An 18,705-nucleotide genomic window follows, 5' to 3' on the forward strand; every position below is an offset into this window, starting at 1 on the left:
TCGTCCGTTTCACCGCGAAGAAGATAGGCATTATCAAACGAGTTCGCGGGCAGACAGGAGCAGACGATGACACCCCAGCTCAGCCGTCGCGGCTTCCTCGGTATGACGCTCGCGGCGGGCGTCGTCCTCATCGCCGAACCCACCCCGGTCACCGCGTACGCGGCGGCGGGCGACGTCTCCCTCGCCGCGGGCGGGATCAGCCTGCTGGCGAGCGTCGGCGGACGCCTGGCCATCCGCGACGCGGCCGGAGTCACCCGGTCCGCCGGATCGAAGTTCCAGATCAAAGACCAGGTCACGGGCATTCACCTGTCCACCGGCGGCACTCCCACGCTGGCTCAGCTCCCGGACGGAACTCCGGCCATCCGCATGGACTACGTCTTCGGCGCGGCGACCGGCCCGGTCACCGTGGTCGGCTGGTTCAGCGTCGCCACCAACCACGCCCAGCTGGAGTGGCACGTCACCGGCCCGGACACCCTCGTGCCGGACGGCTTCCTGTTCAGCCGCGCGATCCAGGCGCCGACAGCGCCGGACGACTACATCGCGATCACCGAGTGGGTACGCGACTCGGGCGGTGGGATTCCGTACGAGGACACCGTGGGCGTCGCGCATACGTCGACCTGGGGCAGCCTGCACGGCATGTTCCTGCTGGACCGGTCTCGTCAGGCCTGGACGAACGCCACCTGGGTCCACGCGCCCGGCGTACCGGAGTCCGCCGGAGGCTGGACCAGCCGAGCCGACTTCTTCTTCACCGAGACCCGGCCGTCGGCCACCGCGACCATCGGCCGCGGGCGCGAACTCGGGCTGGAACTGACCGGCAACCGCCCGTTCAACCTCTTCGACGTCGCCGGGGAGCTGATGGAGCTCACCGCCTTGGTGGCGAACGGCGGCGCGGCGCGGTCAGCCGAACTCCAGCTCACGGTACGCGACTTCGACGGGAACGTCGTGACCGACACGACGGTCACCGGCGACATCTCCGCGGCCAGCATCTGGCAGTACGCCTTCACCGTGCCCGCGCCCGCCACCGGAATAGTGTTCGCCGAAGTCACGGTGCGGTCCGGCGACGACTCGGCCTTCGCCCGCACCAACCTCGCCACCCTCGCCGCGTTCGACTACCAGGCCGGTTCGGGCAGCATGTTCGGCATCGCCAACTATCCGTGGCTCCAGCGTCCGAGCGCCGACGCCGTGCTGGATCTGTGGGAGCGGGCCGGCATCAGCCTCGTACGCATCGCGTACGACGGCGGGCCGGGTCTGCCCCCCGCCGCCTTCGACGCGAGGTCGATCCGGCACAACATCGAACTGCAACCGTCGCTGGAGGCGACCGACGCCGACGCCGCGACGTGGGCGGCCGACAAACTTTCGGTGGCCGTCGCGGCCGGAGCCGGGTACTTCGAAGTCGGCAACGAGCTGAATCGCCCGTTCAACACCGGCACCGCCGCGCAGGCGTACCTGGACAAAGCCTTGCGACCCGTCTTCGATCGGCGGGCCGCGACCGGCGCGGCGATCAAGCTGATGAACAACGGCCTGGCCGGGATGGACAAGCCGTGGGTGCAGAACTTCATCGCAGCCGGCGGCTGGGACCTGATCGACGCGTTCGCCTACCACCCCGGCCGGGGCAACTTCACGCCGGACTACATCCCGCCCGGCGACGACTGGAGCACCGGAGCCGACGGCACATACTGGAACTTCTACGGCGGTCTGAAGCAGCTGAAGGCGCTGATGGCGCAATACGGTGCGAAGGAGATCTGGCTGACCGAGGCGTACGCGCCCACCAAGCCGAACAGCTGGTGGCACGACACCTATCGCCATGCTGCCGAAAACGTCCTGCTCACTCTGGCGTTGGCGAAGGCCGAGGGCGTCACCTGCGTCTGCTGGTACCAATTCCACGACAGCGTGCTCGGCATGCCGCAAGTCGCCGATCCCGACAACGTCGAATACCACTACGGCCTGATGAACCGCGACTTGAGCCCGAAGCCCTCCCTGCTGGCGTACGCCACCGCCGCGCGCGTGCTCGACCAGGCCACCTTCCGGAATTGGCTGACCTTCGCCGACCCGCTCACCTTCGGCCTCTGGTTCGACACCCCGTCCGGACCGGTCGCGGTGCTGTGGAACCGAGCCGACGGCTATCTGCTCAACACCACCGGCCGGCGCACGGATTGGCACTTCCCCGCGCCGGAGGTCTGGGCCGATCCGTGGCCGACGAAGGTGAGTCTCACGGTCGCCGCGCGGGACAGCGTCACCGAGCTGAACGCCATCGGGCAGAGCCGTCAACTGCCGGTCGCCGACGGCCAGGTGACCGTGACCCTCGACGGCGCGCCGAGAATCTACTATGGCCTCGTGCCCCGTCCCGACAGCTTTGGCAGACACACGCTGGCCGGTTCCCGCATCGTACGGACCCGGCGGCGATGAGCGACCGGGCGACGCCGATCCTGTCGGTGACCGAGCGCGGTACGCGGATGACGCAACTGCTGCCGGGCGAGCCGATCGGCCAAGTGAGCGGCGGCCTCATCCGGGTCGTGCTCCTCGGCATGGCGGCGTGGGCTGTCGCGTCGTCCGTCCCGTACGCGGCGCTGCTCGGGCTGGCACCGACTGCCGGCCTGGAACAGGCGCTGGGAAGCCCGTGGGCGTTGGCGGGGGCGATCGCGACTGCCCTTGTCGCGATAGGGATCAACGGCAGCGTCCACGTGCGAGCCGCAGCGGCCTTCCGGCAGAGCCGCACGTCGGGTCTGTTCAACGGCATCACCGTGATCGGCGGATCCGCGGTCGGCGGTCTCGCCTGGACAGCCGCGAGCTACGCCCGGAATTTGGCGCCGGCGTTCGATCTGGAGCGCATCGCCACCTCGCCGACGATCCCGCGTGAGCTGGGCGTATCAGTGACTGCGCTCATGGCGGCCCTGACGGCCTGGATGCTGATCCGGCTCTGGACCACCCTCCGCGGCGTACGCGAGCGGCAGCTCACCATCCAGCGGCTGCGCCAGAACGGCGCCCGCTACGACGGAGTGATCGCCGAGCTCGTGTTCCTCAACGAGTGGCTCTTTGACATGCCGGTCTTCAAAGCCCGAGTCTCGTACGCCGACCGGGGCGAACCCCGCGAGCTGTGGCTGCACATGCGTACCGACGCCGAACGGGTGCCCGTCCTCGGCTCGCCGGTGATCGTGCTGACCGACCACGCCGGGTCGGCGCATGTCGACCTCGACGACGGCGTGCAGTTCCAGGAGCTCTACGACAAGTACGTCGCCCCGTCCGACTGACTCCCCCGAGCTCCTCGAAAGGACGCGAACGCGAATGACCATCCAGATCGAGGCGCAACCCGATGACGGCTGCGTGCTCGTGTTCGACGGAACCGTGCTCGAACTGTTCGGGCACAGCGACAGTCATCGCTTTCATGTCTGGCAGCGCCCACGTCTGGAGTTCCCGGCGGGCAAGCGACCCCGGTTGGAGATCCGCTGTGCGGTCGGCCCGTACTTGAGCATGGCGTACGAGCCGATTCGCCGCCCCGAACTCGACGCTCTCGCCGCAGCTGTGGCCGCGGCAGTCGCGCAGCGCGACGCGTCGGTCAGCGCCCCTGAATAGGAGGGCGCCTTCAGACTCGGGCGTAGACCGCGTGCACGACGCCGTTGCCGAAAACCTTCATGGACTTCACGGAGAACTTGCCGGTCACGCCGGGCCCGTCGAACAGCCGCTTGCCCTCGCCCACGGCTACCGGATAGATCAGCAGGTCCAGTTCGTCGAGCAGGTCGGCGGCGAGCAGGGCCCGGGCGACGGACAGGCTGCCGATCACGCGCAGAACTCCGTCGGTGTTCTCCTTGGCCTTCGCGAGATGCTCGGCGAAGTCCGGGCCGGTCACTGTCGAGTTGCTCCACTCGGGAGCGTCGAGGGTCGTCGAGACGACGATCTTCGGGGTGTTGTTGAGGAAGTCCGCGAGCGGGCCGGACTGCGCCGGCCAGACCCGGGCGAACTCGTCGTAGGTGGTCCGGCCGAGGATGATGGTGCTGGTGTTCACGGCGTTCCCGGAGATCACCTGCTGGACCTCCTCGTTGAGGTACTCGAAGCTCCAGCGCTCTGGTGCGCCCGCGATGCCGTCCAACGTGACGCGCCCGCCGCCGACGATCTTTCCCATGATGCCTCCTTTGTAGTCGATGCTTCTAGGACGGAGGCGGCGCGGAAAACTAATCGGTGCGTGGCACTTTCAGAGAAAGCCCCGATCGCGGCAGCCTGGTCAGCAGCCACCAGCCATAGCCGACGAAGAACACGATCTCCGCCACCTGCAGCCAATCCGGCGTCTTCCCCGGGCTGGTCAGTTGCAAGAAGTCGTCGAGCGCATGCAGCAGCACCAGGGGCCAGATCACCCCGAGATGAAACCGGAGAGCGGCGAAGCAGAATCCGAAGGCGGTCGTGCTGATCACCTGCATCACGGTGTCGTCGAGGTCGCGGCCGAACCATGCTGCCGACAACGCATGACCGAGACCGAAGAGCACCGCCACCCACACGGCGGCGCGGAACCGGCCGAGGCGCGCCAGCATCATCTGGTTGACGCCGCGGCTGAGGCTCTCCTCGCTCACTCCGATGGCCAGGCACATCACGGCGGTGGACGTCAGCGCGGCGGCATCACCGGCCAGTGGGCTCACCGCGTACGCACCACAAGCGACGAGCACCGGCAGCGCGTACCACCAAGCTCGTCTCGGTACGCGCCAGCCGAAGCCCGCCGCTCCCCACCACCCGGAGATGACCGCTACGCCGATCGGCACGACGGCCGCGAGCAGGTTGATCAGCGTCGGTCCCAGCGCCGGGAACCAGTCCGGCGACAGTGGCGGCAGTGCCGCGTCCGCGGCGAACACCACCGCATGCCACAACAGGGTCAGGATGACCGCGCCGGCCAACGGCCGCCGAAGGAGCCAGCGGGACATGTCCCTCCCCTGATGGTCCGCACTCGGCGCCCACAGTACCGATAGCTTCCATGCCCGGGCGCAGTAACCGTCAGTGGACGGTGGGGCGATAGACGAGTTCCAGGGTGCGGCCGTCCAGCGTCCGGCTCTCGAGCAGCTCGAGGTCGAAGTCCCCCGCTCCGCCCAGGATCGGGCTGGTCCCCGTACGCCCGGAGATGACGGGAAAAACGGTCACCTGCAATCGATCGACCAAACCGGCCGCCATCAGCGCCCAGTTCAGCGACAGACTCGCCTGCGAGCGCAGTGGCACGTCCGACTCCTCCTTGAGCCGCGTGACGATCTCGACGGCGTCGCCGCTGACGATCGTGGCGTCGGGCCAGCCGAGCGTGTCGGTCAGGGTGGAGGAGATGACGGTCGCGGGTGAACGCATCGTCCGCACGTTCCACTCGTCGAGCGCATTGGGATCGATGCCCGAGGACATGATCGCCGCCGTCTCCCGGAAGGTGGTGGCCCCGAACACCATCCGCTGCTCCGTGTCGAACAGAGCGGCTCGGTGCGCGAGCAGCTCAGGCCCCTGCTTACTCCAGTAGCCGCCCCAGTCGGCGCCCTCGCCGAACGAGCCGTAGCCGTCGAGCGTGGCGAAGACGTCCCAGGTGTAGAGCGCAGTCATGACATTTCCTTCCGTTCGTGGTCAGCTTTCACCCTTACCACGAACGGCTCGCCCCCGATCCGACACACGCGCCGCAGAAATAATGCGCAGCCGGATTCCGGCGATAGTTTGGTCGCATGGCTAGCTATCCGGATCTCTCCGGCAAGACGGTCGTCGTCACCGGCGGTTCGCGCGGCATCGGCGCGGAGACCGCGCGGGCGTTCGCGGCTCAGGGCGCGCGGGTCGCGGTGATCGGCCGCGACGAGTCCGCACTCGGCGAGGTCGCATCTGCGCTGCCCGCCGGGCTCGCGGTCCGCGCGGATGTCACGGACTTCGCCCAGATCGATCAGGCGAGGATACGCATAGAGCAGGAACTGGGTCCGGTCGACGTGCTCGCCGCGTTCGCGGGTGGGCAGGGCGCCCCGGCACCGAGCTGGCAGTTGGATCCGGCGCGGTGGCGCGACGTGATCGACGCCGACCTGACGTCGGTGTTCCTGACGATCCGGGCGTTCCTGCCCGGCATGATCGACCGGGGACGGGGCGCGATCGTCACGATGTCGTCGGCGGCCGGCCGTCAGCCGAGCCCGGCCAACATCGCGTACGCCGCGGCGAAGGCCGGCATCGTGATGCTGACCCGGCAGCTCGCCGACGAGGCCGGGCCGCACGGCGTACGCGTGAACTGCGTCGCGCCGTCGACGATCCGCACCGAACGGATCGAGCGCCTGATGCCGGCGGAGACGGCCGACCGCATTGCCGGATCGCATCCGCTGCGCCGTCTGGGTACGCCCCACGACGTGGCGTCGGCCGCGGTGTTCCTCGCATCGGACGCGGCGGGCTGGATCACCGGTGTGACGGTCGACGTGGCGGGCGGAAAGATCACCAACTGACGCCTGTCTTTCACGGCATCGCCTATCCCCTGCCGACCGAGTGGGACGCCCACGGCGACAACATCGCGACGGTGACGTCACTGCGAGCCCTCCGAGACCGCCAGTACGCCGAAGTGGCCCTACAACCGAGCCGGCCAGCGAACTCGCTGAGCCTGCCGGCCCGCGCGAGCGCGGGCCGGCTGCTCGGTGCTTCAGAGGATCGTCAGGACCACGGGTAAAGCACCAGGGTCCACTGTGTGGGCGAGTCCTGGCGGCAGTCGAAAGCGCTGTAGTTCTGGTAGTGGTAGGTCTCTTCGGCCCCGCTGTCGTCGCAGGACTGGAACGTTCCGTAAGTCCCGCCGTTGGCGACCTGCTGCAGCAACTTGCTCGACACGTAGTCGCCGACCTTGGTGCCGGTCGACACGCCGTAGTCGCCGTCCCATTGGTAATGGACACCGAGATAGACCCGGCTGCGGGCGTTCTCGGTGGCGGCGGCGCTGAAGCTGGTGAACGTCCGGGTGACGCCCACGGAATGCGGATCCTCGGTCGTGCCCGTGAAGGTGATGGTGTCGGTGCCGAAGTAACGGGCCATCGCCTTGGCCCACGCCCCGCCGAAGGTCGCGTGACCGGAGACGTACGCCGGGAACGGCGGGCTGAAGTTCACCCCGTTACGGTCGGCCGACAATGGCCGCCAAGCAGTGTCGGCGGCGGTGGCGCTATTGCCGTCGGTGTCCGCGAGCTGGATCGCCGACTCCGGTCGCCACAAGTCGATCGGCGTCAGGTACTTGGCGTCCCAGGCGAGAATGCCGGCATCTGCCATCGCCGAGCCGACCAGGGCGAACAGACGCAGGTTGGCCATCTGGTCGAGACCGCGCTGCGCCGAGACGATGCGGGTGAAGGTGAACAGCTGACCCGGCGGCTTGTAGGTGCCGTCGAGATCGTTGGCCCAGAACCACGCGATCTGAGTCTGGGTGGCGGTCCGGGTGGACCCCGTCGACCGGCCCAGACTCTTGACCTCGTTGACCTGTGACGCGTACGCGGAACTGGCCAGCAGGGCCGACATCGTGCTGTAGCCGCCGGCAACTGGGGACGCAGCTGGCTGGTCTTGTAGCTGTCGGTGAACCGGGAGAACGGCGTGACCTTGCCCCAGTTCGGGGTGGCGGCGTCACCGGATCCGGTGGGCCGCCAGAAGCCGGGGGCGGTGCTCGGCGTATAGACGGTGGCGTCGCCGGAGTTGTCGTTGGTCCGGTAGCTGATCATGTTCTGACCGGCCTTGACGCCGACGCTCTGGCCCTGCTGCTGGGACGCGTCCACCGGAATGCCGCTCTGCGCCGCGGTCAGGTCGGCGGAGAAGTCGATACCGGGATAAACGCTCGCCAGAACGGTGTACGCCGCGTAGTCGATGGCAGTCTCGACGTCCGGGTTGTTCCAGGTGCTGATCGTGTTGCTGCCGGTGTAGTCGATCGCCAGGCAGTTGAACACGTCGTAGCTGCCGGTCTTGTAGCAGTTGATGGTGTTGACCGATTCGAACATCGCCAGGTGCATCATCGCTCCGGCGCGGGCCAGCGGTCCGGGCGCGCCGCCTGCGGTGCGGTACGCCTTCAGCAGGACGTCGTTCCAGTAGAGGACGTGGTCGCCGATCGGCGCCGCCTGAGCCGGTGCGGCGGTGGCCACGGCTCCGGTGGCGGCGAGCGTGACGGCGAGCGCCGCGAACAGCAGGCGTCTAAGGGGATTTCGCATGGCTTCGTGCTCCCTCGTGTCTAGTGATCGCCATGGGAGACCCGAGTCTTTGATCCACAAGCGACGATCACGTGACGGGAAGATCACGAAATAGCATCTAAATATCGAAAGGCCCCGAACTAACAGACAGTTCGGGGCCTAGCACCCGCCGTACGGCCCGTTCGGCGACGCAACCGTGTCACGTCCGTCCTCAATGGACGTCTACGGCGTGATCACAAGGTACGCCGCCGCCGGCGTCGTGCCCTGCACCTCGGCGGTCAGCGTGTAGGTGTAGTCGGCGTCCACCGAGCCCGGGAAGAGCTGGATCGCGCCGGACTGCTGGCCCGCCGGGATCAGCACCGTCTGCGCCGACATGCGTACCGGGCTGTAAGCCGAACCGTAGAAATAGATCCGCGTGTCCGCCGGAGCCGGCGACGTCAGCGTCACGGACGCGGTGACCGGGTCACCTCCGCCGGCCACCGTGGCAGCGCTCAGGTTCACCGCGCGCACGGCGATCCCCGTCGGCGGCGCGGGCGGGAACACGAACAGCACTGCCGACGCCTGCCCACCCGCATACCCGGCCCGCAACCCCACGGTCTGGGTGTACGCCTGTGCCGCGTCAGCCACCGTGGCGATGGTGAAGCCGGCCGACGTGGCACCGGCAGGGACGGCAACGGTTGCCGGGACGACCGCGACTGGGTTGTCGCTACCGAGGTTGATCACCACTCCGCCGCTCGGAGCAGCGCCGGACAACGTCACGGTCGCGGCCGCCACGCCGCCTGCGGTGACCGAAGTGGGCGTCACTGTCAGCGACCGCAGCTGGACGGAGGGCGGCGTCGCCGCCACAACCGTCACCGAGGCACCGAGCGAGTCGGCGCCATAGGTAGCCGTAACAGTCGCGACCACATCCGCCGTCACGTTCCCGCCGGTGAGGGTGAACGATGCCGCGCGAGAGCCATACGGCACCACGACCGACGCCGGTACGCCGGCAGCAGCGCTATCGGCGGCCAGCGCAACCGCCACGCCCGATCGGGCGGCCTTGCACGCCAGGCCGACCTGCCCGGTGATCGCAGCGCCGGCCGGCACCGTGGAGCTCGACAGGGTCAAGGTGGTGAGCCGCTGCTGGCACTGCGTACGCCCGGCCATGGCAGGCGTCGCGACGGTCAGCACGCATACTTGGGCGGCGAGAACCGCCGGGATCAACAGCTTGGAAGCCTTCACAGCCTCGACCGTAGGCGCGCGTGCGTCCACTCAGGAGATCCACGGCCACGATTTCCTCGGACTGTAAGAACTCCTACGGGTACGTGCGCGCTACGCCGGAGGGGTCCGGGTTCAGCCGACGAAGGTGACGGTCTCCGACAGTGCCGCGCGACGGATGCGCGGATGCGTCGTCGTGGGGTCGGCGTACCCGATCGACATGCCGCAGAACAGCATCCGCTCGGGCGGTGGATCGATGACTTCGGCGACGCTGCGGTGGTATTCCGCCCAGGCCTCCTGCGTACAACTGTGCAGGCCCTCGCCACGGAGCAGCAGCATCACGGTCTGCAGATAGATCCCCACATCCGACCAGCGTGGGGGCGGCATGTCCCGGTCGAGATAACAGAACAACGCGGTGGTCGCACCGAAGCAGTTCCAGTTCTCTGCGCGTACGCGAGCCCGGCCGGCGAGGTCGTCGCGGGCGATGCCGAGCGCGCCGTAGCGGCCTTCGCCGAGCGCCGCCATCCGTTCGAGGTATGCCGGTCGCAGCTCCGGCGGGTAGATGGCGAACTCGCGATCATCGCCGGTGTCGCCCGCCGTCACCCGGACCGCCACCCGTTTCTTGAGATCCGCCAGGGGTTCGCCGGAGAGCACGTAGACGTGCCACGGCTGAAGATTGCTGCCCGAAGGGGCGTTGGCCGCTACGGCCAGCACGCGTTCCAGAGTCTCGCGCGGTACGGGTTCGCCGGTGAACTTCCGAATCGACTGCCTGGTCAGGACCGCCCCGTAGATGTCCACTGCGCCAGCGTACAAGCGATCAAGTCAGCGGCCGGACCCGGTGACGGTGGCTGCGACCAGGGTCGCGATCAGGGTCGCCGCGATCGACGCGAACAGGCTCGTGAACAGGGCGAAGACCACCCCGATCGGGCCGTAGAGCTCGGCCTGCCGGGCCAGGGAGGTGCCGAGGTAGACCGCGGCCCAGAGCGCGACGCCGAGGCGGCCGACTGCTGTCAGTCCGGCGGAGACGTGGAGGCTTCGCCACGGCACACGGCCGTCGGTGATCAAGCGCTGACCGGCCAGTTCCGCGGCGTACCAGATGATTATCGCGACGACGAACAGCAAGACCCGCGCGTGCATGGCCGACCCACGGGCCAGGTCGCGCACGGCCGCGACCGATACGATCGCGGCTAGCTCCACGAGCAGCCAGACCAGCGCGCGCCACCACCGGTTGCGCGGGAGTTCCGGGATTTGCCAGACCGCCGCGTACGCGCGCGCGACCCGCCGGGTCAGCGAGTAGACGCCGAAGAGCGTGATCGCGATGCCGACGGCGTAGAAATGCAGCCGGCTCGCGGGCAGTAGCGTGCGCACCGCGTCGGCCGCGGAACCGCCGAGGCCGAGCCGGCCGATGAGCTGGGTCGCGAACACCGACTCGCTGCGCCGCGACGTGCCCAAAGCCCCTGTGAGCAGCAACAACAGCGGCAATGCCGAGACGAACGTGCCCGCCGCGATCACATACACGCGGTCGAGCAACTCGGCCTCCGCCATCCGGCGCAAGACGTCACGCGCGATCCGCACAGCCCCCGCTGTCCACCCCACGGATCACGATTATCCGGCTCGGTGCGACAGAAGGTCGCGCAACAGCGCCGGGTCCGCGTTTCCTCCCGAGACGATCGCGACGGTACGCCCGGACGGCGCCTTCCCCGCCAGGTATGCAGCGGTGGTGAGCGCGCCACTCGGCTCCGCGACGATCCTCGCCTGGTACGCGAGGACGCCGACAGCCGCCCGGATCTGCTCCTCCGTGACGGTGACGATGTCGTCCACATAGGCCTGAATGTGCGCGAAGGTCAGCTCGGACGGGCTGGTACGCACGCCGTCGGCGATGGTCCGGTAGGTCTGCTCGACCGGCCAGGGCACGAGAGTGCCGACGTGCAGCGCCTCGGCCGTCTCGGCGGCCAGCTCCGGCTCGACCCCGATGACGCGTACCGACGGGAGCAGCGCCTTGATCGCCGTCGCCACTCCGGAGACCAGTCCCCCGCCGCCGACCTGCACGAGGACCACGTCGACGTCGGGCAGGTCGGCGACGACCTCCAGACCGATGGTCCCCTGCCCGGCGATGACGGCCGGATCGTCGAACGGCGGCACGAGGGCGGCCCCGCGATCGGCGGAGATCTGCTCGGCGACCGCCAGCCGCTGCGCGGGCGGGACGAGCACGATCTCCGCTCCCTGCGCGCGAATCGCCTCGACCTTCACGCTCGGCGCACCTTCGGGAACCACCACCCAGCACGCGATCCCGGCCGCGCGGGCGGCGTACGCCAAGGCCTGGCCGTGGTTGCCGGACGAATGCGTCACGACCCCGGCGGCCAACGCCTCCGGCGGCAGCGAGCGTACTGCGTTCGTCGCGCCCCGCAGCTTGAACGCGCCCGTCGGCTGCAGACTCTCCGGCTTCAGCCACAGATCCGGGCCGACCGCCGGCACCGGGAGCAGCGGCGTACGCACGACGACTCCCGCGATGCGGTCGGCAGCGGCTCGAACGTCGGCCAGAGTCACCAAGGTCGTCACGGCGTTCAGAATACCGCTTGCTGTAATTCGTTGCACTATTCGCTTGGACGCCTTATCGTTGTGTTCAGTCAAGCGAGACCGATCGGAAAGGGGAAAGACATGCGAAGCCGACGCTGGCGCGAAGCCCGACTCGCCGCCGCACTGCCGTGCCCCCGACGGGGCTCGCTCACCCGGGATGGCCGACGCCGCTAGGCGCGCGCCACATTCGGCTTTCGCCGTCCCCGGGCTCTCCGGCGGACGGCTTTCTTCTTTTCTCCTGACCTCATCGGTGTCATTCTCATAGTCCGCCGCTCCATAGTGGACTGTCTTATTCAACCGGAACGAGGGAGACGGCAACCCGTGCGCTTTGGGAGCGCAAGACACTCCGTTCGACTCGGAGGTTCCGGACTAACGCGCCCGACGGGGGCGGGTACGCGACGGCGTACCCGTCGGGGGGCGGGCGCGTGTAAACGCCTGTAGCTCATCGGGATAGAGCGCCCGCCTACGAAGCGGGAGGTGGCAGGTTCGAGTCCTGCCAGGCGTACTGGTTCCAAGCCTTCGTAGCTCAGCGGAGAGAGCACCGGGTTCCGAACTCGGGGGTCGCTGGTTCGAGTCCAGCCGGGGGCACCCCTCCAACGGAGGGCTTCTTCGCGTGTACTTAGGTGTGCCAGCGACGACAGCCACTCCTGCGGACTCGTTCCGGGATTACGTGCACGCCCGCGTGGGGGCGCTCGCGCGTACGGCGTTCCTGCTGACCGGCGACTGGCACTTGGCGGAGGACCTGGTCCAGCAGACGTTGACCAAGGTCGCCGCGCGGTGGGAACAGATCGTCGCGGCGGGGAACCCGGACCCCTACGTACGCCGAGTCCTGTATCACCAGCACGTCTCCTGGTGGCGAAGGTGGCGACGAGAGCCGGTGCCGGTGGCCGCCGTGCCGGAGGTCGCCGGGGCCGATCCTCATGCGCTGACGGCGACGGCGATCGCCGTCCGCCAGGCGCTGGCCAGACTGACTCCGAAACAGCGGGCTGTGCTGGTGCTGCGCTACTTCGAGGACTTGACCGAAACACAGACAGCACAGGTTCTCGGCGTGTCGACTGGCACCGTCAAGAGCCAGACCCGTGACGCGCTGGCCCGTCTGCGTACCGTCGCGCCGGAACTGGCCGATCTGCAGGAGGCGTCGAGATGACCACAGCGCTGCGGCAAGCCCTGGCCGAGCTGGCGGACGAAGCTCCCGGCGTACGCGTGCCGGAGGACCTTTGGCGACGCGGTCGTCGCCGGCGCCGGAGTCGGCGGGTCGCTGCGGTTCTCGCCTGCCTCATAGTGAGCGTGACCGCGTTGTGGCTTCCGATGCCGGGCGCCACCGGGGAACACGTCGCCGGCGCCGACGACCGCATTCTTCCGTCCTGGGTCGCCCAGCCGTATCTGTGGCAGCGGACCTTCGGCGAGGATCCGAACGGCCCGGCAAAACTCGTGTTCGAGACGGGGCACAGCCTCGACCTGGAGTCGTCGCTGGTGGTCGTGGGCCAGGACGGCTCCTTCCGGCTCATCTACGAAGACCCCGGCGATTGGCTGGGCACGTTGTCGCCGGATGGCCGTTACCTGCTGGGCGACAACCTCGTCGACCTGGTCACCGGCCGATCCCGCAGACTCAGTCCAGCCCTTTCGTCGAACTGGCCGGCCGTTTGGTCGCCAGACAGCCGAAGTGCCGTCGCCGTTGTCGGACGCGACGACGTGGTGCCCACCACCGGCCCGAACGGCGAGCGGATCAACGATCCGATTCGCTTGGAGAACATCGTCATCGTCAGCGTTCCGGACGGCGGCGTACGCGTCGTGCACGTCGCTGCGGCCGAACTCTTCCGGGCGGCTTTCTCACCGGACGGGACCCGGCTCGCGATCACCGTCGGCAGCGACACGCAGACCAAGGAGTTGCTCATCCTCGACGTTGCGACCGGAGTCGTGCAACGCACGGTTTCGCTCGGCGAACGGCAGCAGATCGCGGGCAGCGCCGCTTGGACGCCGGACGGCAGGCAGGTCGTCCTGACGGTCAGCGAGGAATCAGCCCAGCAGCGGTATCACCTGCAGCAGCTCGATGTCGCGACGGGAACGATCACGGACGAGGCGGCCCGTGGCCGGCCCGGTCAGCCGAAGCTCATCGCGTGGCGGCAGGGTGCTCCGATCTTCTCGGTGACGGACGACGATTCCTGCGCCATCGTGCGTCTCCCGGAAGATCCGAACCCGGAGACCCTGCCGCTGCGAGCGGCTGCGCACGGCTGCCCGAGCTATCCGCGCGACGCGCTCGAACAGTGGACGCTTGACGGCCCGCCGCTGGAGCCGTCTCCGTGGCAAGCGCAGAACTGGGCGTACGTGGCGGTGGGTCTCGTCGTGCTGGCTGGCGCGGCGGTGTTCAGAAAGATGAGGCGATCTCGCGGGTGGAACGTTTGAGGGGTCGGAGGAGCCCTGCGAGCCCCCAAACGTTCCACTCAGCGAGTCAGCGGAGCGGGGTCGACGCGGTCCCCGACGACGCGGGGCGCGTCAGCGGAGGGGATCGGTGAAGATCGCCGTCCCGCCGGGGCTGACCCGATCGGTCCACGCCGAACCGTTCCAGAACCGGTAGACGTGCCGGCCGGTGGGGTCGGGATACCAGCCGGACGGCGCGACCGGCGCGGGCAGCCGGTCCCGTTCGGGGATGACTTCGAGGCCACCGTCGAGGAACGCGTCCACAGTGTCCAGTGGCACCAGGCGTGCCCCGAGCTCGCCCGCTCGGCGGGCTTGCGGGAGGCGTACGTCGGTGTCGGCGAGCACGGCGGCGGCCACGGTACGGGTGAGGTTCGTGGCGAGCTGATAACCCGCGTCCTCCAGGCGTACGCGAGTCTGACGGGGAACGTGGGGACTGCACCAGACACGGGGGCCCGTGCCGGTCGGCTGCGCCGGCAGGTCGGGCGTGACGTCGGCGAAGTAGTCGGGCACATCGAGCAGTCGCGCGATCGTGGTGAGCCGCAGTTGCTCCTGTCGGGTCAGCACGCCGTCGCCCAGCGCCGCATCGCGTACGCCATCAAGAAATCGCAGGTGAAGCTCGCGGACCTGGTCGGCCCCGAGACCGGCCCGCCCGGCGAGGCGACCGAGCCGCCGGGCCTTGTCGCCGGTGAGCTTGCCGTCGGCCAGCGCCTCGGTCAGGTAGTCGAGGTAGGGCTGCGCGCCGATCGGATCGTGGTCGGACATCGAGATCGGAAGCTTGGTGACGATGGACCGGATCCAGCCGTCCTGGCCTTTGCGCAGCCGGGTGACCCGCGTACGCGGACCGGCTTGGCGCGGCAGCCGCGGTAGCGTCGCCGGAGCGACCGGATAGCGCAGGCTCGGCGCGGCGGCGACCAGGCGAGGCAGCAACTCGGCGGTCGCCCGCACATCGCCGAGCGCCGTATGCGCGTCGCGAAGGTCGATGCCGCAGACCTCGCAACAGGTGGCGAGCCGGTAGTTCGGTGAGGCCAGCACCTCCCGAGCGACCCGCAGCGTGCAGAACGCCGGAATCGGTGGCACCTGAATCGGAAGCCGGGCCAGCTCGGCGGCGAGGAAGCCCTCCTCGAACGCGGCGTTGTGGGCGACCACGATGGCGCCGTCGAGCCGGGCGAGGATGTCCCCGGCGATCTCGCGGAACGTCGGCGCGCCGGTCACCATGTCTTGGCTGATGTGATGCAGGAAGGTCGGCCCGGGATCACGACCGGGATCGATGAGGGTCGCCCACTCCTCCACGATCCGGTCGTCTTCCACCCGGGCCATGGCGATCTCGACGATCCGGTCCTCCGCCGGGAAGAGCCCGGTGGTCTCCAGGTCGATGACGACGTAGGGGCCGCGCCGCAGGTCATGGCCGTCGACGCCGAGTTCGGCATACGCGAAAAGCTCCATCGCCCCCGATTGTCGCAAGAGGATACGACAGCGTCGTACCCCCTTGCGATCGATTGCGTTCAGCGGACCGGTGTCAACGCGGGGCTGTAGTCCTTCAGAGTGATCGCGTCCGCCTTGGACATGAACCTCGCCATCACGTTCTTCATCGGCCAGTGGGTGCTCATGCGCATGGACAGGTTTCGCATCGAGATCATGAACGCCGACTCCGGCGCCATGCCCTTCGCGCCGCCCGGCGGCAGTTCCTGGGCCTGCTTCACATAGGCGGCCATCTCCTGCTGGTAGCGGGCGAATGCGGCCTCGTGGTCGTCCGGCGTCGCCGCCAGCTCACCGGCGAGCACGTACGCGCCGACCAGCGACAGGCTGGTGCCCAGCCCGGCGAGCGGGGAGGCGCAGTAGCCCGCGTCGCCCAGCAGCACCGTGCGGCCCTGCCACCATCGGTCCACATGCACCTGGCACATGGTGTCGAAGTAGAAGTCGTCGGCCGCGGGCATCGCGGCCAGGATCTCCGGCACCTTCCACACCGCCCGGCCGAACTTGCGCCGCAGGATCTCCTGCTGCGCCCGCAGGTCGCGGCGATCGAACTCCAGCGGCGGCGACAGGAACGTCAGCATCGCCTTCGCGGTCCCGCCGCGCTCCGGGCGGATACCCACGCACAAACCGCCGGGCTCGTTGTACATCAGGAACCAGTGGTCCAGGTCGCCGGGATCCGGCACGGTGAAATAGGCCGTGTACGCACCCAGTGGCGTGACGTATCGGTCTTCCGGGCCGAAGGCCAACCGGCGTACGCCGGAGTGCACGCCGTCGGCCCCGACGACGAAGTCGAATCGGCGCACGAGCCCGCTGGCGAAGGTGACCCGTACGCCGTCGGCGACCTCGGTCAGCTCGGCGATCCGGTCGTCGAACAGGTACTCGACGTCGGTCGTCGCCTCGGCCAGAACCTGCGTCAGGTCGCCGCGCATGATCTCGATCTCGGCGACGATCCCCTCGCCGCCGAACATGTCGGCCGGCATCGCATAGGTACGCCGCCCCTGCGCGTCCACTCCGGCGATGCCGCGCTCGTCGACGCTCAGTTCGCGTACGCGGGGCAGGATGCCCATCCGCTCGGCCACTTCCTTGCCCGCGCCGCGCAGGTCGACGGCCTGGCCGCCGGGCCGGAACGTCGGCGCGATCTCGACCACGGTCGGTGTGAAGCCGTACCGCTTCAGCCACAACGCGAGGGCCGGCCCGGCGATGCTTGCGCCGGAGATCAGGACCGTCTTGCTCATGACTCCCCCAGTTTCCGCTACTTCATGTACGCTGTACATCATGATGCGTACACCATACGTTCGCCGCTTAGAACAGCGCAAGCGCCTAGAACACCCGGGTTTTCCGCAGCGTACTGTGCTAGTACACCTCGGTACGCGGCGGGCTGCCGGGACCCGACAACCGGCCTACAAAAGTCAGGTCGCGGACAGTGGTGTACTAGTACGGCCAGCACTCGTGACGGAGGAGCCGTGAGCGTCCCGCCCTACCAGCGCATCGCCGACCAGATCCGGCGGCGCATCGCCACCGGCGACCTGCAGCCGGGCCAGCGAGTGCCGTCGGCCCGCGCGATCACCCGCGAATGGGGAGTCGCCCTCGCCACCGCGACGAAGGTGCTCGCTGCTTTGCAGCAGGACGGCGTCGTCACCGTCGTGCCCGGCATCGGCACGATCGTCGCCGAACCCCGGTCGGCGCCCTCGACGGCGGCCCGACCCGCGGCGAGTGTGGTCCGGCGCGCCGAGGGGGAGCTCACCCGCGAGAAGATCATCCGCAAGGCGGTCGAGATCGCCGACGCCGAGGGGATGAGCGAGGTCTCGATGCGCCGCATCGCGGCCGAACTGGGTGCGGCCACGATGTCGCTGTATCGCTACGTGCCCAGCAAGGACGAGCTGATCCTGCACATGATCGATCTCGTCATGGGCGAGGACAACTTTCCGCCCGTACGCCCGCCCGGCTGGCGCGCGCAGCTCGAGTTGGCCGCCCGTCTGCAATGGCGGCTGTTCCACCGGCACCACTGGCTCGCCCCGGTGCTGTCGTTGACCCGCCCGCAAATGGCTCCGAACGCGTTGCAGCACACGGAGTGGATACTCGGCGCGTTCGACGACGAGAACCTCGACCTGGTGACCCCCATGCTCATCCACCTCCTGATGTTCAGCTTCGTCCGCGGCATCGCCACCGCCTTCGAGCCGGAGCAGGAGGCCCGGCGCGAGACCGGGCTCACCGAGGACGAGTGGATGCAGACTCAGGAACAGTCCTTCCACGACTTCGTCAGCGCGGGGCATCTGAAGCGGTTCCTCGAATTCACCAAGATCGCCGACTTCGACTTCGACCTCGACAAGCTGTTCGAGTTCGGGTTGGGCCGGATGCTCGACGGCCTGGAAGCGTTCATGCAGCACAACACGACCGGACCGGGAAGGATGGGGGCATGAAGTTTCGCACCCTGGTCGAGCCGCCGGAACGGATGCACGGGCTGGAGGTGCCGCCCGAGGTGGTCGACTCCCTCGGCGGCGGTAAGCGCCCACCGGTCGTCATCACGGTGAACGGGCATACCTGGAAGAGCCGGGTCGCCATCATGCGCGGCCGCTACCTGCTCGGCCTGAGCAACGCCAACCGGCAGGCCGCGGGAGTCGACGTCGGCGAGGAGGTCGAGGTGACCCTCGAACTCGACACCGAGCCCCGCGTCATCGTCGAGCCGGAGGACTTCGCTCGCGCGCTCGACGCCGATCCGGCTGCGCGGGCGGCGTACGACGCCCTGGCGTTCACCCACAAACGCGAGCACGTGCTGGCGATCGAAGGCGCGAAGAAGCCGGAGACCCGGGCCCGCCGCATCGAGAAGGCGCTGGAGATGCTGCGCGGCTGATCCTTCTGCTGAGAGCGCTCTCTGGTCTACCGTTGCGACTGCGGTGACGATGGAGTCGCCGAGCTGGGGGAG

19 protein-coding genes and 2 tRNA genes are annotated in these 18,705 nt (G+C 68.7%); 10 read left to right on the forward strand and 11 right to left on the reverse strand.

Annotation, left to right across the window (positions count from 1 at the left end; translation table 11 throughout):
* The first annotated feature begins 66 nt into the window (after positions 1-66).
* The 3 genes from HOV77_RS16415 to HOV77_RS16425 are packed head-to-tail and all read left to right on the forward strand — an operon-like array spanning position 67 to position 3,570.
* Positions 67-2,406: a hypothetical protein gene (locus tag HOV77_RS16415; RefSeq protein WP_290863149.1), complete on the forward strand. Its 2,340-nt coding sequence runs from the start codon at positions 67-69 to the stop codon at positions 2,404-2,406.
* Positions 2,403-3,248: a hypothetical protein gene (locus HOV77_RS16420; RefSeq protein WP_290863151.1), complete on the forward strand. Its 846-nt coding sequence runs from the start codon at positions 2,403-2,405 to the stop codon at positions 3,246-3,248. The genes HOV77_RS16415 and HOV77_RS16420 overlap by 4 nt, the downstream gene beginning before the upstream one ends.
* Positions 3,249-3,282: 34 nt before the next feature.
* Complete coding sequence (locus HOV77_RS16425) at positions 3,283-3,570, forward strand: hypothetical protein (protein WP_290863153.1); 288 nt, start codon at positions 3,283-3,285, stop codon at positions 3,568-3,570.
* Positions 3,571-3,580: 10 nt separating this feature from the next.
* Here HOV77_RS16425 and HOV77_RS16430 read toward each other — a convergent pair whose 3' ends face one another.
* The 3 genes from HOV77_RS16430 to HOV77_RS16440 all read right to left on the reverse strand — a co-directional run bounded on the left by HOV77_RS16430 (position 3,581) and on the right by HOV77_RS16440 (position 5,553).
* Positions 3,581-4,117 carry a dihydrofolate reductase family protein gene (locus HOV77_RS16430; RefSeq protein ID WP_290863155.1) on the reverse strand — a complete coding sequence of 179 codons (537 nt, stop codon included), beginning with the start codon at positions 4,115-4,117 and terminating at the stop codon, positions 3,581-3,583.
* 49 nt (positions 4,118-4,166) lie between these two features.
* Positions 4,167-4,904, reverse strand: a complete 738-nt coding sequence (locus tag HOV77_RS16435) for a CPBP family intramembrane glutamic endopeptidase (RefSeq protein WP_290863156.1) — start codon at positions 4,902-4,904, stop codon at positions 4,167-4,169.
* Positions 4,905-4,974: 70 nt separating this feature from the next.
* Positions 4,975-5,553 carry a dihydrofolate reductase family protein gene (locus HOV77_RS16440; RefSeq protein ID WP_290863158.1) on the reverse strand — a complete coding sequence of 193 codons (579 nt, stop codon included), beginning with the start codon at positions 5,551-5,553 and terminating at the stop codon, positions 4,975-4,977.
* Positions 5,554-5,669: 116 nt separating this feature from the next.
* Between HOV77_RS16440 and HOV77_RS16445 the strand changes: the two genes are divergently transcribed.
* Positions 5,670-6,419 carry an SDR family NAD(P)-dependent oxidoreductase gene (locus HOV77_RS16445; RefSeq protein ID WP_290863160.1) on the forward strand — a complete coding sequence of 250 codons (750 nt, stop codon included), beginning with the start codon at positions 5,670-5,672 and terminating at the stop codon, positions 6,417-6,419.
* 202 nt (positions 6,420-6,621) lie between these two features.
* Here HOV77_RS16445 and HOV77_RS16450 read toward each other — a convergent pair whose 3' ends face one another.
* The 6 genes from HOV77_RS16450 to HOV77_RS16475 form a co-directional block, all read right to left on the reverse strand.
* Complete coding sequence (locus tag HOV77_RS16450) at positions 6,622-7,257, reverse strand: vanadium-dependent haloperoxidase (RefSeq protein ID WP_290863162.1); 636 nt, start codon at positions 7,255-7,257, stop codon at positions 6,622-6,624.
* Positions 7,176-8,138, reverse strand: a complete 963-nt coding sequence (locus tag HOV77_RS16455) for a hypothetical protein (protein WP_290863164.1) — start codon at positions 8,136-8,138, stop codon at positions 7,176-7,178. Before HOV77_RS16455 ends, HOV77_RS16450 begins: the two co-directional genes overlap by 82 nt.
* Before the next feature lie 201 nt (positions 8,139-8,339).
* Positions 8,340-9,338 carry a hypothetical protein gene (locus HOV77_RS16460; RefSeq protein ID WP_290863166.1) on the reverse strand — a complete coding sequence of 333 codons (999 nt, stop codon included), beginning with the start codon at positions 9,336-9,338 and terminating at the stop codon, positions 8,340-8,342.
* A 111-nt stretch (positions 9,339-9,449) separates the two neighbouring features.
* Positions 9,450-10,112 carry a nitroreductase gene (locus HOV77_RS16465; protein ID WP_290863168.1) on the reverse strand — a complete coding sequence of 221 codons (663 nt, stop codon included), beginning with the start codon at positions 10,110-10,112 and terminating at the stop codon, positions 9,450-9,452.
* A 24-nt stretch (positions 10,113-10,136) separates the two neighbouring features.
* Positions 10,137-10,910 carry a hypothetical protein gene (locus HOV77_RS16470; protein WP_290863170.1) on the reverse strand — a complete coding sequence of 258 codons (774 nt, stop codon included), beginning with the start codon at positions 10,908-10,910 and terminating at the stop codon, positions 10,137-10,139.
* Positions 10,911-10,919: 9 nt separating this feature from the next.
* Positions 10,920-11,873, reverse strand: coding sequence for a threonine/serine dehydratase (locus HOV77_RS16475; RefSeq protein WP_290863172.1), 954 nt, complete (start codon positions 11,871-11,873; stop codon positions 10,920-10,922).
* 449 nt (positions 11,874-12,322) lie between these two features.
* Here HOV77_RS16475 and HOV77_RS16480 point away from each other — a divergent pair.
* The 4 genes from HOV77_RS16480 to HOV77_RS16495 all read left to right on the forward strand — a co-directional run bounded on the left by HOV77_RS16480 (position 12,323) and on the right by HOV77_RS16495 (position 14,294).
* A tRNA-Arg gene (locus HOV77_RS16480) sits at positions 12,323-12,396 on the forward strand.
* 10 nt (positions 12,397-12,406) lie between these two features.
* A tRNA-Arg gene (locus HOV77_RS16485) sits at positions 12,407-12,479 on the forward strand.
* Between the two features lie 37 nt (positions 12,480-12,516).
* Entirely contained in the window at positions 12,517-13,038 is a 522-nt protein-coding gene (locus HOV77_RS16490; protein WP_290863174.1) for a SigE family RNA polymerase sigma factor, read from the forward strand.
* The gene (locus HOV77_RS16495; RefSeq protein ID WP_290863176.1) at positions 13,035-14,294 is read left to right on the forward strand and encodes a WD40 repeat domain-containing protein; all 1,260 of its coding nucleotides are present in this window, start codon (positions 13,035-13,037) and stop codon (positions 14,292-14,294) included. Before HOV77_RS16490 ends, HOV77_RS16495 begins: the two co-directional genes overlap by 4 nt.
* Positions 14,295-14,384: 90 nt before the next feature.
* Here the strand turns inward: HOV77_RS16495 and HOV77_RS16500 are convergent, their stop codons facing one another.
* Positions 14,385-15,752: an exonuclease domain-containing protein gene (locus tag HOV77_RS16500; RefSeq protein ID WP_290863178.1), complete on the reverse strand. Its 1,368-nt coding sequence runs from the start codon at positions 15,750-15,752 to the stop codon at positions 14,385-14,387.
* A 59-nt stretch (positions 15,753-15,811) separates the two neighbouring features.
* Positions 15,812-17,017, reverse strand: a complete 1,206-nt coding sequence (locus HOV77_RS16505; RefSeq protein ID WP_290863180.1) for an FAD-dependent monooxygenase — start codon at positions 17,015-17,017, stop codon at positions 15,812-15,814.
* Between the two features lie 228 nt (positions 17,018-17,245).
* Here HOV77_RS16505 and HOV77_RS16510 point away from each other — a divergent pair, with 228 nt between their 5' ends.
* Positions 17,246-18,202, forward strand: coding sequence for a GntR family transcriptional regulator (locus tag HOV77_RS16510; protein WP_290863182.1), 957 nt, complete (start codon positions 17,246-17,248; stop codon positions 18,200-18,202).
* Positions 18,199-18,633: a YdeI/OmpD-associated family protein gene (locus HOV77_RS16515; RefSeq protein ID WP_290863184.1), complete on the forward strand. Its 435-nt coding sequence runs from the start codon at positions 18,199-18,201 to the stop codon at positions 18,631-18,633. Before HOV77_RS16510 ends, HOV77_RS16515 begins: the two co-directional genes overlap by 4 nt.
* Positions 18,634-18,705: the final 72 nt, after the last annotated feature.

The sequence above is a fragment of the Hamadaea sp. genome, from assembly GCF_013362815.1.
Lineage (GTDB): Bacteria > Actinomycetota > Actinomycetes > Mycobacteriales > Micromonosporaceae > Hamadaea.

Bases quoted from the DNA above. Each gene is read 5' to 3' on its own strand.
- HOV77_RS16415 (WP_290863149.1), top strand. From the start codon at position 67: ATGACACCCCAGCTCAGCCGTCGCGGCTTCCTCGGTATGACGCTCGCG.
- HOV77_RS16420 (WP_290863151.1), top strand. From the start codon at position 2,403: ATGAGCGACCGGGCGACGCCGATCCTGTCGGTGACCGAGCGCGGTACG.
- HOV77_RS16425 (WP_290863153.1), top strand. From the start codon at position 3,283: ATGACCATCCAGATCGAGGCGCAACCCGATGACGGCTGCGTGCTCGTG.
- HOV77_RS16430 (WP_290863155.1), bottom strand. From the start codon at position 4,117: ATGGGAAAGATCGTCGGCGGCGGGCGCGTCACGTTGGACGGCATCGCG.
- HOV77_RS16435 (WP_290863156.1), bottom strand. From the start codon at position 4,904: ATGTCCCGCTGGCTCCTTCGGCGGCCGTTGGCCGGCGCGGTCATCCTG.
- HOV77_RS16440 (WP_290863158.1), bottom strand. From the start codon at position 5,553: ATGACTGCGCTCTACACCTGGGACGTCTTCGCCACGCTCGACGGCTAC.
- HOV77_RS16445 (WP_290863160.1), top strand. From the start codon at position 5,670: ATGGCTAGCTATCCGGATCTCTCCGGCAAGACGGTCGTCGTCACCGGC.
- HOV77_RS16450 (WP_290863162.1), bottom strand. From the start codon at position 7,257: ATGGCCAACCTGCGTCTGTTCGCCCTGGTCGGCTCGGCGATGGCAGAT.
- HOV77_RS16455 (WP_290863164.1), bottom strand. From the start codon at position 8,138: ATGCGAAATCCCCTTAGACGCCTGCTGTTCGCGGCGCTCGCCGTCACG.
- HOV77_RS16495 (WP_290863176.1), top strand. From the start codon at position 13,035: ATGACCACAGCGCTGCGGCAAGCCCTGGCCGAGCTGGCGGACGAAGCT.
- HOV77_RS16500 (WP_290863178.1), bottom strand. From the start codon at position 15,752: ATGGAGCTTTTCGCGTATGCCGAACTCGGCGTCGACGGCCATGACCTG.
- HOV77_RS16505 (WP_290863180.1), bottom strand. From the start codon at position 17,017: ATGAGCAAGACGGTCCTGATCTCCGGCGCAAGCATCGCCGGGCCGGCC.
- HOV77_RS16515 (WP_290863184.1), top strand. From the start codon at position 18,199: ATGAAGTTTCGCACCCTGGTCGAGCCGCCGGAACGGATGCACGGGCTG.